A 12,739-nucleotide genomic window follows, 5' to 3' on the forward strand; every position below is an offset into this window, starting at 1 on the left:
GGCCGGACGGCCGTGGCGGCAGCGGAACGTGTCTTACCGGACGGGGTGCCCCGCCCCCCGCAACGTCTCCTTGACCTCGCCGATCCGCAGGTCGCCGAAGTGGAAGACCGAGGCCGCGAGCACCGCGTCCGCGCCCGCTTCGATGGCCGGTGGGAAGTGGTCGAGGCGGCCCGCGCCGCCGGAGGCGATCACCGGGACCGTGACGTGCTTGCGGACGGCCGAGATCATTTCGATGTCGTAGCCGTCCTTCGTGCCGTCGGCGTCCATCGAGTTGAGCAGGATCTCGCCCGCGCCGAGCTCGGCGGCCTCGTGGGCCCATTCGACGGCGTCGATGCCGGCGGACTTGCGGCCGCCGTGGGTCGTCACCTCGAAGGAGCCGGAGGCCGTGCGGCGCGCGTCCACCGAGAGGACCAGGACCTGGCGGCCGAAGCGCTCGGCGATCTCGCGGATCAGGTCGGGGCGAGTGATCGCCGCCGTGTTGACGCCGACCTTGTCCGCGCCCGCACGCAGCAGCTTGTCGACGTCCTCGGCGGTGCGCACGCCGCCGCCCACCGTGAGCGGGATGAAGACCTGCTCGGCGGTGCGGCGGACCACGTCGTACGTGGTCTCGCGGTTGCCGGACGACGCGGTGATGTCCAGGAAGGTCAGCTCGTCGGCGCCCTCGGCGTCGTAGACCTTGGCCATCTCGACGGGGTCGCCCGCGTCGCGCAGGTTCTGGAAGTTGACGCCCTTGACGACGCGGCCGTTGTCCACGTCGAGGCAGGGGATCACACGTACCGCGAGCGTCATGCGGGGGCTCCTCGGTAGGCCTCGAGCTCGACTTCGACCAGGATGCGCGAGTCGACGAAGCCGGAGACGACCGCCATGGTCATCACCGGGCGCACGGAGTCGAAGACCTCCTTGTGCGCACGGCCCACGGCGTCGACGTCGCGTGCGTGGGTGATGAGCAGCCGCACGGCGGTCACGGAGTCGGGGCCGAGCCCGAACTCGGCGATCGCCGCGAGCGCGTTGGCGATGGCCACCCGTGCCTGCTCGTAGGGGTCGCCCTCGCCGTACAGGATGTCGCCCTTGAAGGACGTGGTGCCGCCGACCACGACGCGGTCGCCCGCCTCGACGGCCCGGGCGAAGCCGAAGGCCTCCTCCCAGGGGCTGCCGCTCTGTACGCGCCGTACGCCGCTCATGACCGCACTGCCTCGAGAGCCGCTTCCAGCGTGAACGCCTTCGCGTACAGCGCCTTGCCGACGATCGCGCCCTCGACGCCGAGCGGGACCAGCTCGGAGATGGCGCGCAGGTCGTCCAGGGACGAGACCCCGCCGGAGGCGACAACCGGGCGGTCCGTGGCCGCGCACACGTTGCGCAGGAGCTCCAGGTTGGGGCCCTGGAGGGTGCCGTCCTTGGCGATGTCCGTGACGACGTAGCGCGCGCAGCCCTCGGAGTCGAGGCGCGCCAGCGTCTCGTAGAGGTCGCCGCCGTCGCGGGTCCAGCCGCGGCCGCGCAGCGTCGTGCCGCGTACGTCGAGGCCGACCGCGATCTTGTCGCCGTGCTCGGCGATGACCTTGGCGACCCACTCCGGGGTCTCCAGGGCGGCCGTGCCGAGGTTCACGCGGGTGCAGCCGGTGGCGAGGGCGGCCGCCAGCGAGGCGTCGTCGCGGATGCCGCCCGACAGCTCGACCTTGATGTCCATGGCGCCCGCGACCTCGGCGATCAGGGCGCGGTTGTCGCCCGTGCCGAACGCCGCGTCCAGGTCGACCAGGTGCAGCCACTCGGCGCCCGACCGCTGCCAGGCGAGGGCGGCCTCCAGAGGGGAGCCGTAGGAGGTCTCCGAGCCGGACTCGCCGTGGACGAGGCGTACGGCCTGGCCGTCGCGTACGTCGACGGCGGGAAGGAGTTCGAGGGTGCTCACAGGGTTCCGATCCAGTTGGTGAGGAGCTGGGCGCCGGCGTCGCCGGACTTCTCGGGGTGGAACTGGGTGGCGCTCAGGGCGCCGTTCTCGACGGCTGCCACGAAGGGCTCGCCGTGCGTGGTCCAGTGCACGTACGGGGCGCGCATCGCCGGGTTCGCGACTTCCAGGGTCCAGTCGTGCACGGCGTAGGAGTGCACGAAGTAGAAGCGGGCGTCGTCGTCGAGGCCCTTGAAGAGCGGGGACCCGGCGGAGGCCTGGACGGTGTTCCAGCCCATGTGCGGGACGATCTCGGCCTTCAGCGGCTCGACCGTGCCGGGCCACTCGTCCAGGCCCTCGGTCTCCTCGCCATGCTCGATGCCGCGCGCGAAGAGGATCTGCATGCCGACGCAGATGCCCATCACGGGGCGCCCGCCGGCCAGGCGGCGTCCGACGATCCAGTCGCCGCGCGCCTCCTTCAGGCCCCGCATGCAGGCGGCGAAGGCGCCGACGCCGGGCACGAGGAGGCCGTCGGCGTTCATGGCCGTGTCGTAGTCGCGGGTGATCTCGACGTCGGCGCCCGCGCGTGCGAGGGCGCGCTCGGCGGAGCGGACGTTGCCGAAGCCGTAGTCGAAGACGACGACCTTCTTGGGAGAGCTCATGTCGCGTACTCCTCCCGTCAGTTCCAGTAGTCGAGCCGCAGGATGCCCGCGGCCAGGCACATCGCGGCGCCGATGGAGAGCAGCGTGATCAGGCTCTTCGGCATGCCCTGCTTGACGAAGGAGATGATGCCGCCGATCAGGAAGAGCCCGACGACGATGAGGATGGTGTTGAGACCGGTCATGGGTTTACAGCGCGCCCTTCGTGGACGGAAGGATGCCGGCCGCGCGCGGGTCGCGCTCGGACGCGTACCGCAGCGCGCGGGCCAGCGCCTTGAACTGGCACTCCACGATGTGGTGGGCGTTGCGCCCGTACGGCACGTGGACGTGCAGCGCGATCTGGGCCTGCGCGACGAAGGACTCCAGGATGTGCCGGGTCATCGTCGTGTCGTACTCGCCGATCATCGGCGCCATCTTCTCGGGCTCGGTGTGCACGAGATACGGGCGGCCGCTCAGGTCGACCGTCACCTGGGCGAGCGACTCGTCCAGCGGGACGGTGCAGTTGCCGAAGCGGTAGATGCCGACCTTGTCGCCGAGGGCCTGCTTGAAGGCGGCGCCCAGCGCGAGCGCGGTGTCCTCGATGGTGTGGTGCGAGTCGATGTGCAGGTCGCCCTCGGTCTTGACCGTGAGGTCGAAGAGGCCGTGGCGGCCGAGCTGGTCGAGCATGTGGTCGTAGAAGCCGACCCCGGTCGACACGTCGACCTTTCCGGTGCCGTCGAGGTCGATCTCGACGAGGACCGACGTCTCCTTGGTGGTGCGTTGGACCCGTCCTACGCGGCTCATGCGCTCTGCTCCTTCTTCAGTTCGCGTACCGCATCGAGGAACGCGTCGTTTTCGGCGGGGGTTCCGGCGGTCACCCGGAGCCAGCCAGGCACTCCGTTGTCGCGGACCAGGACGCCCCGGTCGAGGATTCGCTGCCACACCTCGTGTGAGTCCGTGAACCGCCCGAACTGCACGAAGTTCGCGTCGGACTCGGTCACCTCGTACCCCGCCGCGCGCAGCTCGTCGACGAGGCGGTCGCGCTCGGCCTTGAGCTGCTCGACGTATCCGAGGAGCGTGTCCGTGTGCTCCAGGGCGGCGAGCGCGGTGGCCTGCGTGACGGCCGAGAGGTGGTACGGCAGGCGTACGAGCTGCACCGCGTCGACGACCGCCGGGGCGGCGGCGAGATAGCCGAGGCGCAGCCCGGCCGCGCCGAACGCCTTCGACATGGTGCGCGAGACGACGAGGTTCGGCCGCCCCTCGATCAGCGGGAGCAGCGAGGCACCGTGGCTGAATTCCACGTACGCCTCGTCGACGACGACCATGGACGGCTTGGCGGCCTGGGCGGCGTCGTACAGGGCGAGGACGGTCTCGGCGGGGACGGCGGTGCCGGTGGGGTTGTTGGGGGTGGTGATGAACACCACGTCCGGCTGGTTCTCGGCGATGGCCTTGGTGGCCGCCTCGACGTCGACCGTGAAGTCGTCGTGGCGCGGGCCGGAGATCCAGCCGGTGCCGGTGCCGCGGGCGATCAGGCCGTGCATCGAGTACGAGGGCTCGAAGCCGATGGCCGTGCGGCCGGGTCCGCCGAAGGTCTGCAGGAGCTGCTGGATGACTTCGTTGGAGCCGTTGGCCGCCCAGACGTTGGCGAGCGTGACCTCGTGGCCGCCGGTGCGGGTGAGGTAGCGCGCGAGCTCGGTGCGCAGCTCGACCGCGTCCCGGTCGGGGTAGCGGTTGAGGTCGCGGGCGGCCTCGCGGACCCGCTCGGCGATGCGCTCGACGAGCGGCTCCGGGAGCGGGTACGGGTTCTCGTTGGTGTTCAGGCGCACGGGCACGTCGAGCTGGGGCGCCCCGTAGGGGGACTTGCCGCGCAGCTCGTCGCGGACGGGGAGGTCGTCGATACGGACGGTGCTCACTGGTTCGGCACCTTCCATCCGAACCTCGCCTTGATCGCGGCGCCGTGCGCGGGGAGGTCCTCCGCCTCGGCGAGCGTCACCACGTGGTGGGCGACCTCGGCGAGGGCGTCGCGCGTGTAGTCCACGATGTGGATGCCGCGCAGGAACGACTGGACGCTGAGGCCGGAGGAGTGGCAGGCGCAGCCGCCGGTGGGCAGGACGTGGTTGGAGCCCGCGCAGTAGTCGCCGAGGGAGACGGGCGCCCAGGGGCCGACGAAGATCGCACCCGCGTTCTTGACGCGCCCGGCGACGGCGGTGGCGTCCGCGGTCTGGATCTCCAGGTGCTCGGCGCCGTACGCGTCGACGACCCGCAGGCCCTCCTCCAGACCGTCGACCAGGACGATCGCTGACTGACGGCCGCTCAGCGCCGGAACGATCCGGTCCTCGACGTGCTTGGTGGCGGCGACCTGCGGCGCCAGCTCCTTCTCGACGGCGTCCGCGAGCGCCACGGAGTCCGTGACGAGGACGGCGGCCGCGAGCGGGTCGTGCTCGGCCTGGCTGATCAGGTCGGACGCGACGTGCGCCGGGTCGGCGGTGTCGTCGGCAAGGACCGCGATCTCGGTCGGGCCCGCCTCGGTGTCGATGCCGATGCGGCCGGTGAAGTAGCGCTTGGCGGCCGCGACCCAGATGTTGCCGGGGCCCGTGACCATGTTCGCGGCGGCGCAGGTCTCGGTGCCGTACGCGAACATCGCGACGGCCTGGGCGCCGCCGACCGCGTACACCTCGTCGATGCCGAGGAGGGCGCAGGCGGCGAGGATCGTCGGATGCGGGAGTCCGCCGAAGTCGGCCTGCGGCGGGGAGGCGAGCGCCATCGATTCGACGCCGGCCTCCTGCGCCGGGACGGCGTTCATGATCACGGAGGAGGGGTAGACGGACCGGCCGCCCGGGGCGTAGAGCCCGACGCGCTCGACGGGCACCCACTTCTCGGTGACCTTGCCGCCGGGCACGACCTGGACGGTGTGCGGGGCACGGCGCTGCTCCCGGTGGACGGCGCGCGCACGCCGGATGGACTCCTCCAGAGCGGCCCTGACCTGCGGGTCCAGCTCGTCCAGGGCCCGCGCGAGCGCCGCGGCGGGCACCCTGACCTGGTCGAGGCGCACTCCGTCGAACTTCTCCGCGTACTCGATCAGCGCCGCGTCGCCACGATGATGCACGTCCTCGCAGATGGGCCGCACCTTCTCCAGGGCGGCCGCGACGTCGAAGTCGGCACGGGGCAGCAGGGCGCGCAGGGCGGCCCCCGACGGAAAGTCCGTGAGGGTGTCGCCGCGCAGATCGATTCGAGAGATCACATGGCCAATTCTCTCAGACCTTCTTTCGAGGCCGGTCGCCCGTATCACTGACTGATATGAGCCACGGAAGACCGTGTTCACCCCTGGCGTTCAGCCGGTCACACAGCGGGCATGAAACGGGTGTACGAGGGAGACGTGCACCGCAGGACGGAGGGCGACAGCAGTGGTCGACGACCCCGGTGCCGGCGATCCGCCGGACGGGCTCACCGCCGCGGAGATCGGCATGTGGCAGGCCTTCCGGAACGGCAGCGTCTACGACCTCCGATCGGGTGATCCGGCCGCCGACGACCCGCACGGCGGGCATCCGTGGGGCCCCGAGCGCAGCGTGCGGGCGCGGATCGTGTGCTGGCTGCTGCTCGACGGGCCACCGGCGCTGGCGGGCCGGGTCTCCTCGCTGAAGCTGGCGGGCGTGCAGATCACCGATCCGCTCGACCTCGCGGGCGGCACGGTCGTCCCGTACACCGAGATGAAGCACTGCCGCTTCGAGAAGGAGGTCCTGCTCCCCGAGGCCCGCTTCGCCACGCTGCGGCTCGTCGACTGCTCCATCCCCCGCATCGAGGCCGCCCGGCTGCACACCGAGGGCGATCTGCACCTGCCGCGCTGCCGGGTGCACAACGGCATCCGCCTCACGGACGCGCACATCGGCACCGACCTGCTGCTGAACCAGGCGGTGGTCTACCGCGACCGGCGCAGCCACTCCATCACCGGCGACGGCCTCACCGTCGGGCAGGACCTCCAGGCCGAGATGATGGAGTCGCACGGCATGCTGAGCCTGCGCGGCGCGAAGATCGGCGTCTCGCTCAGCCTGCGCGGCAGCCGACTGATCAACCAGTACGGGCGGCACGCCCTCAACGCCCCGCAGATGACCGTCGAGCGGACCCTGTACCTGACCCCGGCGGCCGTCGGCAATCCGCCGCAGACCAGCGGCACGACGCCGGTCCGCGGCACCCGCGTGCAGCACTTCGAGTGCGTGGGCGGCATCCGCCTCGACGACGGCCGCTTCGGTGACGCCATCGACTTCGCGCACGCCCGCTTCACGCTCCAGCAGGACCAGGAGATCTCGCTGCGCCGCGTCCAGACGCCCGAGCTCCGCTTCCTCGGCGAGGCGCCGCGGCACGGCAGGGTCGTGCTGTCCGGCGCCAAGGTCGTCAACCTCATCGACCGGGCATCCAGCTGGCCCGGGCCCGGCGGCCTCCAGATGGGCGGGTTCACGTACGAGAACCTCGTGCCGCAGGGCAGCTTCCCGCTCTCCAAGCGCCTCGACTGGGTGCTGGCCGCCACGGCCGAGTACAACCCGGAGCCGTACGAGAAGCTCGCCGCCGTCCTGCGCAACGGCGGCGAGGACGCCGACGCCCGCGAGGTCCTCCTCGCCAAGCAGCGCCGCCGCCGCGAAACCCTGCCGCTGGCCGCGAAGCTCTGGGGGTACGCGCAGGACTGGACCGTGGCCTACGGCTACCGTCCGGGCCGGGCCGCCGTCTGGATGGCCGTGCTGTGGGCGGTCAGCGCGGTGGCGTTCTCGCGCGCCCACCATCCGGCGATCAAGCCGGGCGAGCACCCGCAGTGGAACCCCGCCCTCTTCGCCCTCGACCTGCTGCTGCCCGTGATCAATCTCGGCCAGGACACGTACTGGCAGCTGCGCGGCGGCTGGCAGTGGTTCTCGACCGCGCTGATCCTGCTCGGCTGGGTCCTCGCCACCACGGTGGCGGCGGGCGCGACCCGGCTCCTGCGCCGCAACTGAACCACGGCCCAACGCCGCCGGGACCGGTGACCGACGGCTGAACCGTTATGCGGCGCCGGGCAACCTTCGCCGTCCTCCGGCCGTCATCCCTGCGACCGACCAACGAACAACCACGACGGTGACCGGCGAGCCCGCGCGAGCGGCGCCGGTTGAGGCGCAAAGGAGGGCACGGATGCTGCGTGCCTTCATCCGTACCGCCCGCATGCTCCGGCACACCCCGCGGCTCGCCGCCGGACTGCCGCCGGACGACGAGGTCCTCCTCGACGTGCCGGACGAGCGGCTCGCCCCCGCGCTGGTCGCCGCCGGCCGCGGCGACTACGGCCCGGCCTCGAAGGTCCTCGCCACCACCCGCGAGGCCGCCGAGTGGGAGAACCGCGACCGCTACGCGACCCGGCTCGCCGCCTTCGCCCGCTCCCGCCCCGAGTGGTTCGACGACTGGCTCGGCTCCTCCCCGCACGACCCGGACGCGCTGCTTGTCAAGGCGGAGCTCGCGGTCGTCCGGGGCTGGGAGTCACCGGCCCGCGCCGAGCTCCTGCGCGAGTCGGGCCCGCTGCTCACCGCCGCCGCCGAGGCCGACCCGCGCGACCCGGTGCCCTGGCGGATCGCCCTCGACCACGCCCGGGGCACGCACGCCCCGCACACCGTCTTCGAACAGCTGTGGGAGGAGGCGGTGCGCCGCTCCTCGTACCACTACGGCTGCCACGCCTCCGCCCTGCAGTACCTCTCCGCCGCCTGGTACGGCTCGCACCGCGAGTGCTTCGACTTCGCCGAGCGCGCCGCGGCCGACGCGCTGCCCGGCTCGCTGATACAGGTTCTCCCGGCGCGCGCCGCCTTCGCCTACCTGACCAGCCCCTCCGGGAACCTGCCGCGCGAGCGCCTGGACGCGGCCGCCGACCTCGCGATCGCCCTCTCGTACGAGTACGCGGCCGGGGACCCGTGGCCCGCCGAGGTCCGCAACCTCCTCACGTACGTCCTGGTCCGCCTGGAGCGCTGGGACGACGCGCTGGAGCAGCTGCGCCTGATCGGGCCGTACGCGACGTCGTTCCCCTGGGACCGGATGGCCGACGATCCGCTCGGCCAGTTCCTGGAGCTGCGCGACGGCGTACGCATCGAAGTGGCGTCGATGACGCCGCTGCGCACTCCGCGCGAACGCGACCCCTCCGGCGAGCATTAGGCTTGCCGGTCGTGACCACCCGGCTTCCGCTCTTTCCGCTCAACTCGGTGCTGTTCCCCGGCCTCGTCGTGCCGCTGAACGTCTTCGAGGAGCGATATCGCGCCATGATGCGAGAACTGCTCAAGACCCCCGAGGAGGAGCAGCGCCTCTTCGCCGTCGTCGCGATCCGCGACGGCCTGGAGGTCGCGCCGAGCGCGCCCGGCCTCCCCGATCCGACGGCGCTGCCCGACCAGGGCCCGGCGGCGGGCTTCGGCGATGATCCGCGGCAGGCCTTCCACGCCGTGGGCTGCGTGGCGAGCGCGGCGACGATCAGGGAGCGCGACGACGGCGGCTTCGAGGTCCTCGCCACCGGTACGACGCGCGTGCGCATCCACTCCGTCGACGCCTCCGGGGCCTTCCTCACCGCCGAGGTCGAGGAGGTGCCGGAGGAGCCGGGCGACGGCGCGGGCGCCCTGGCCGAGGGCGTCCTGCGGGCCTTCCGCTCCTACCAGAAGCGGCTGGCAGGGGCGCGGGAGGGCTCCCTGTCGACGGGGGCCGAGCTGCCCGACGACCCGTCCGTCGTGTCCTATCTGGTCGCCGCGGCGGCCGTCCTGGACACCGCGACCAAGCAGCGGCTCCTGGAGGCCCCGGACACCGCGTCGCGGCTGCGGGACGAGCTGAAAACGCTTCGCTCCGAGACCGCGATCATCCGTAATCTGCCGTCGCTGCCCGCGACGGACCTGACGCGCGGGACGACCAGCCTCAACTGAGCCACGTAAGGCGCGAGCACTTTGGCGAAGAAGCAGAAGAAGCAGCAGTCGGCGGGGACTCCGGCGACGGTGGCCCTCAACGCGGCCGGTGCGGAGTTCACCGTCCACGCCTACGACCACGATCCGTCCCACCCCTCGTACGGCGAGGAGGCCGCCGAGGCGATGGGCGTCTCCCCCGACCGGGTCTTCAAGACGCTGGTCGCCGAGGTCGACGGGGAGCTCACCGTGGCCGTCGTGCCCGTCGCGGGCTCCCTCGACCTGAAGGCGCTGGCCGCCGCGGTCTCCGGCAAGCGTGCCGTGATGGCCGACCCGGCGGCCGCGGAGCGCACCACGGGCTATGTGCGGGGCGGCATCTCCCCGCTCGGCCAGCGCAAGAAGCTGCGTACGGTCCTGGACGACTCGGCGTCGGCGCACGCCACGATCTGCGTCTCGGCGGGCCGCCGCGGCCTGGAGGTCGAACTGGCGCCGGGCACGTTGGTGGAGCTCACCGGCGCGGTCCTCGCGCCCATCGGCCGGGCGTGAGCCGGACGACGTGAAAGCGCCCTCGACACATGCCCCGTACGGGACTAGTACCGAGGGCATGTCGAAGAAGACGCGCATGCGGAAGTGGCGGGCGAAGAAGCGCAAGGCGAACCACGGGAAGCGCCCTGCCTAGGGCGGGCCGCTAGGAGCCCGGGCGCATGCCCTCGGGGTAGCCGTCGTCCCGGGGGCCCTCGTAGGGCAGGGGCGCCGGGTACGGCTCCGGGTCGCGGGGTCCGAACAGGCCGGTGAGGCCGAGGTGCACGGCGAGCGCGGCCACCGGCCAGGCGAGCAGCGTGCCCATCGCCTTGAGTTCGAGCGGCGCATCGAAGACGACGCCCTTGCCGACGGACTTGGCGTGCGCCACGACGTCCGTCTCGGGTCCGAGCCAGATGCCGACCCGCCAGGCGAGCAGCGCGCCGCACAGGCTGCCGAGCGCGAGGCCCGCGACGAGCGGGATCCCGCCGCGCTTTGACACCAGGAAGACGACGACACCGCTGACGAGGCCGAAGCCGAGCGAGAGCAGCGTAAACGTTCCGTCTACGCCTATCGCCTGCTCGCCCTCGGTGTCCTTGAGGTACACCATCTTGCCGTCCGAGATGAGCGGCACCCGCGGCGCGAGCCACATCCACAGGAGTCCGAGCAGTACGCCGCCGACAGCCACCGCGACCGTGATCACCGCGGCCTGCCGCACTTCGGTCTTCATGCCGGGACCGTCCTCCTCCTCGTATCCGTGAGGAGACGTCGCTCCCGACGGCTGCGCGGCTGCCTGCCAGGGGTCGTGCGAGGGTCGGTCGTGCGGCGGTTGGGAGGGTGTCAGCGGTGCGGTCACCCCCACATCGTGCCAGCACTCCCTGTGCGGCGCGTCACCGGACGGCCGCCCGGCGGAACGCCCAGGTCGCCACTGCCAGCGAGACCACGCCGACCCCCGCGCAGACCGCCAGGTCCAGGGCCACGACGGCCCAGTCCGGATCCGGCCCGAACGTACGGGCGAACGCCTCCACGCCGTACGTCGAGGGCAGCAGGTCGCGCGCGTACTGCAGCAGCGTCGGCATGCGCTCGGCCGGCAGCACGCCGAGCAGCAGCGCCGCCGACATGCCCATCTGGCCGAGGAGCGTGGCCAGTTCCGGCCGGGGCGCGAGCAGCCCGAGGGCCGCGCCGAGCCCGGCGAGCGCGGCGCCGGCCAGCGGGATCACCGCGAGGAGCACCCACAGGTGGGTGAACGGCAGCCCGAAGAGCCCGCACCCGACGATCGCCGTGACGAAGGTGCCGGGCACCGTGAAGGAGGCGTACGCGGCGGCCGCCCCGAGGACCACGGCGGCGGGTGGCACGGGCAGCGTCGCGTAGTGGTCGAGCCCTCCGTCGGAGCGGAGCTGCCCGAAGTACTGCGCGAGCAGGTTGAGCGCGACGAACGCGACGACGAGCACGGAGGAACCGGCGACGACGGCCCGCGCCTCACCGCCCCCGTCGACGACACCGCGCATCAGGATCATGATGCCGACGGACTGGAAGGTCGCCACGAACAGCAGGGGGATGCGGGCGACCCTGGCCCGGGACAGCTGCGCCCGGTAGACGGCCGAGAGCGCCGGGAACAGCCGCGCCGGCGGCCCGAGCGGCGCCGGCCCTGCGGCCTCCTGCTCCGTGGGGCCGCTGCCGGCCCGCACGGCGGCTTCCAAGGGAACTGCACTCACCGGACAACCCCTCCGTCTTGGTCCCTACAGGCGGCGGCGCGGGAACGGCCGCACCGAGCCGCGGAAAGAGTCACGCCTTGATCAACCCCTGCGCACTCCCGCCCAACGCGAGATAGACGTCCTCCAGGCTCGGCGTGGCGAGCGTGAAGTCGTCGAGGGCGGCGAACGCGGCGCCGCCGGTCACCGCGGCGACGGCGGCCCGCGCCTCGTCGGGCGCGAGCCGCAGCGTCCAGCGCCGCCCCGACTCGACGGCCAGGGAGCGGAGCGCGGCCACTTCGGGGACGGCCAGCGGCGCCCGCTCCCGCCACACCAGCTCCACCCGCACCTCGTCGGCGACCTTCTCCTTCAGCCCGGCCGGGCTGTCACAGGCGATGACCTTGCCCCGGTCGAGGACGGCGACCCGGTCGAGGACGGTCTCGGCCTCGATCACGTTGTGCGTCACCAGCACGACCGTCGTCCCGTGCTCGGCACGGCGCGAGTCGATCGCGCTCCAGACGGAGCGCCGCGCGACGGGGTCCATCCCGGTGGTCGGCTCGTCGAGGACGAGCAGCGGCCGCTCCCCCACCAGCGCGGTGGCGAAGCAGGCGAGCCTGCGCTGCCCGCCGGACAGCTTCTTCAGCGGCCGCGAGGCCAGCTCGGTGAGCCCGAGCTCAGCCAGGACCGCGTCGCGCTCGGCCCGCGCGCGCGGCACGTCGAGCCCGCGCAGCCGCCCGGTGGTCTCGACGGCGAGCGACACGGTCAGCTCGTCGAGGGCGGTGGACTCCTGTCCCAGGTACGCGAGGAGCCGCGCGGCGCGCTCGGGGTGGCGCACGATGTCGTGGCCGAGGATGTCGACGCTCCCGCTGTCGGGCCGCATCAGGCCGGTCAGCTGGCGTACGAGGGTGGACTTGCCGGCGCCGTTGGGACCCAGCAGGCCGAAGATCTCGCCGCGGCCGACCGTCAGATCGATGCTGTCAGTGGCGCGAACCTCGGGGGTCGCGGGCCTGCCGCGCCGGGCGCGGGCGGCGGGATAGGTCTTCACCAGGCCGCGCACCGCGCAGACGGCGTCGTTGCCGTGTTCCTGACGGAGTCCCTGTCGGACTGCCGGTGCCGGGCGCGTACTCACGAAGG

Annotated in this window: 15 protein-coding genes; 4 read left to right on the plus strand and 11 right to left on the minus strand. The window is 72.5% G+C overall.

Annotated features, from left to right (window positions below):
• Positions 1 to 33: 33 nt before the first annotated feature.
• Genes hisF through hisD form a run of 8 tightly spaced genes read right to left on the minus strand, consistent with a single transcriptional unit; the run spans position 34 to position 5,758 of the window.
• The gene (hisF, locus tag ACI2L3_RS19115; protein ID WP_404753516.1) at positions 34 to 789 is read right to left on the minus strand and encodes an imidazole glycerol phosphate synthase subunit HisF; all 756 of its coding nucleotides are present in this window, start codon (positions 787 to 789) and stop codon (positions 34 to 36) included.
• Positions 786 to 1,181, minus strand: coding sequence for a Rid family hydrolase (locus tag ACI2L3_RS19120; protein ID WP_404753517.1), 396 nt, complete (start codon positions 1,179 to 1,181; stop codon positions 786 to 788). Before ACI2L3_RS19120 ends, hisF begins: the two co-directional genes overlap by 4 nt.
• Complete coding sequence (gene priA / locus ACI2L3_RS19125) at positions 1,178 to 1,903, minus strand: bifunctional 1-(5-phosphoribosyl)-5-((5-phosphoribosylamino)methylideneamino)imidazole-4-carboxamide isomerase/phosphoribosylanthranilate isomerase PriA (protein WP_404753518.1); 726 nt, start codon at positions 1,901 to 1,903, stop codon at positions 1,178 to 1,180. Before priA ends, ACI2L3_RS19120 begins: the two co-directional genes overlap by 4 nt.
• A complete protein-coding gene (gene hisH / locus ACI2L3_RS19130) occupies positions 1,900 to 2,541 on the minus strand; it encodes an imidazole glycerol phosphate synthase subunit HisH (protein WP_404753519.1) in 642 nt (213 codons plus the stop codon). The genes priA and hisH overlap by 4 nt, the downstream gene beginning before the upstream one ends.
• A 17-nt stretch (positions 2,542 to 2,558) precedes the next feature.
• Positions 2,559 to 2,723 (minus strand): hypothetical protein, encoded by a 165-nt coding sequence (locus tag ACI2L3_RS19135; RefSeq protein WP_055563286.1) that lies wholly within the window; start codon positions 2,721 to 2,723, stop codon positions 2,559 to 2,561.
• A gap of 4 nt (positions 2,724 to 2,727) precedes the next feature.
• Positions 2,728 to 3,321 (minus strand): imidazoleglycerol-phosphate dehydratase HisB, encoded by a 594-nt coding sequence (gene hisB, locus ACI2L3_RS19140; RefSeq protein WP_362992372.1) that lies wholly within the window; start codon positions 3,319 to 3,321, stop codon positions 2,728 to 2,730.
• Positions 3,318 to 4,430: a histidinol-phosphate transaminase gene (locus ACI2L3_RS19145; RefSeq protein ID WP_404753520.1), complete on the minus strand. Its 1,113-nt coding sequence runs from the start codon at positions 4,428 to 4,430 to the stop codon at positions 3,318 to 3,320. Before ACI2L3_RS19145 ends, hisB begins: the two co-directional genes overlap by 4 nt.
• Positions 4,427 to 5,758, minus strand: coding sequence for a histidinol dehydrogenase (gene hisD, locus ACI2L3_RS19150; protein WP_404753521.1), 1,332 nt, complete (start codon positions 5,756 to 5,758; stop codon positions 4,427 to 4,429). Before hisD ends, ACI2L3_RS19145 begins: the two co-directional genes overlap by 4 nt.
• Before the next feature lie 223 nt (positions 5,759 to 5,981).
• On the opposite strand from hisD, the gene ACI2L3_RS19155 reads away from it, so the two are divergent.
• The 4 genes from ACI2L3_RS19155 (at position 5,982) to ybaK (ending at position 9,941) form a co-directional block, all read left to right on the plus strand.
• Complete coding sequence (locus ACI2L3_RS19155; protein WP_404753694.1) at positions 5,982 to 7,496, plus strand: oxidoreductase; 1,515 nt, start codon at positions 5,982 to 5,984, stop codon at positions 7,494 to 7,496.
• Between the two features lie 172 nt (positions 7,497 to 7,668).
• Entirely contained in the window at positions 7,669 to 8,670 is a 1,002-nt protein-coding gene (locus tag ACI2L3_RS19160; protein ID WP_404753522.1) for a hypothetical protein, read from the plus strand.
• Between the two features lie 2 nt (positions 8,671 to 8,672).
• On the plus strand, positions 8,673 to 9,419 hold the full coding sequence (locus tag ACI2L3_RS19165; RefSeq protein WP_404753523.1) for an LON peptidase substrate-binding domain-containing protein: 747 nt from the start codon (positions 8,673 to 8,675) through the stop codon (positions 9,417 to 9,419).
• Positions 9,420 to 9,440: 21 nt separating this feature from the next.
• Complete coding sequence (gene ybaK / locus ACI2L3_RS19170) at positions 9,441 to 9,941, plus strand: Cys-tRNA(Pro) deacylase (RefSeq protein WP_404753524.1); 501 nt, start codon at positions 9,441 to 9,443, stop codon at positions 9,939 to 9,941.
• Positions 9,942 to 10,083: 142 nt separating this feature from the next.
• On the opposite strand, the gene ACI2L3_RS19175 is transcribed toward ybaK, so the two are convergent.
• The 3 genes from ACI2L3_RS19175 to ACI2L3_RS19185 form a co-directional block, all read right to left on the minus strand.
• Positions 10,084 to 10,770: a DUF2567 domain-containing protein gene (locus tag ACI2L3_RS19175; RefSeq protein ID WP_404753525.1), complete on the minus strand. Its 687-nt coding sequence runs from the start codon at positions 10,768 to 10,770 to the stop codon at positions 10,084 to 10,086.
• 34 nt (positions 10,771 to 10,804) lie between these two features.
• A complete protein-coding gene (locus tag ACI2L3_RS19180; protein ID WP_404753526.1) occupies positions 10,805 to 11,629 on the minus strand; it encodes an ABC transporter permease in 825 nt (274 codons plus the stop codon).
• A 70-nt stretch (positions 11,630 to 11,699) separates the two neighbouring features.
• A complete protein-coding gene (locus tag ACI2L3_RS19185; protein ID WP_404753527.1) occupies positions 11,700 to 12,734 on the minus strand; it encodes an ABC transporter ATP-binding protein in 1,035 nt (344 codons plus the stop codon).
• Positions 12,735 to 12,739 lie beyond the last annotated feature (5 nt).

Source organism: Streptomyces sp. NPDC029674 (genome assembly GCF_044903205.1).
In the GTDB taxonomy this organism is placed as follows: domain Bacteria; phylum Actinomycetota; class Actinomycetes; order Streptomycetales; family Streptomycetaceae; genus Streptomyces.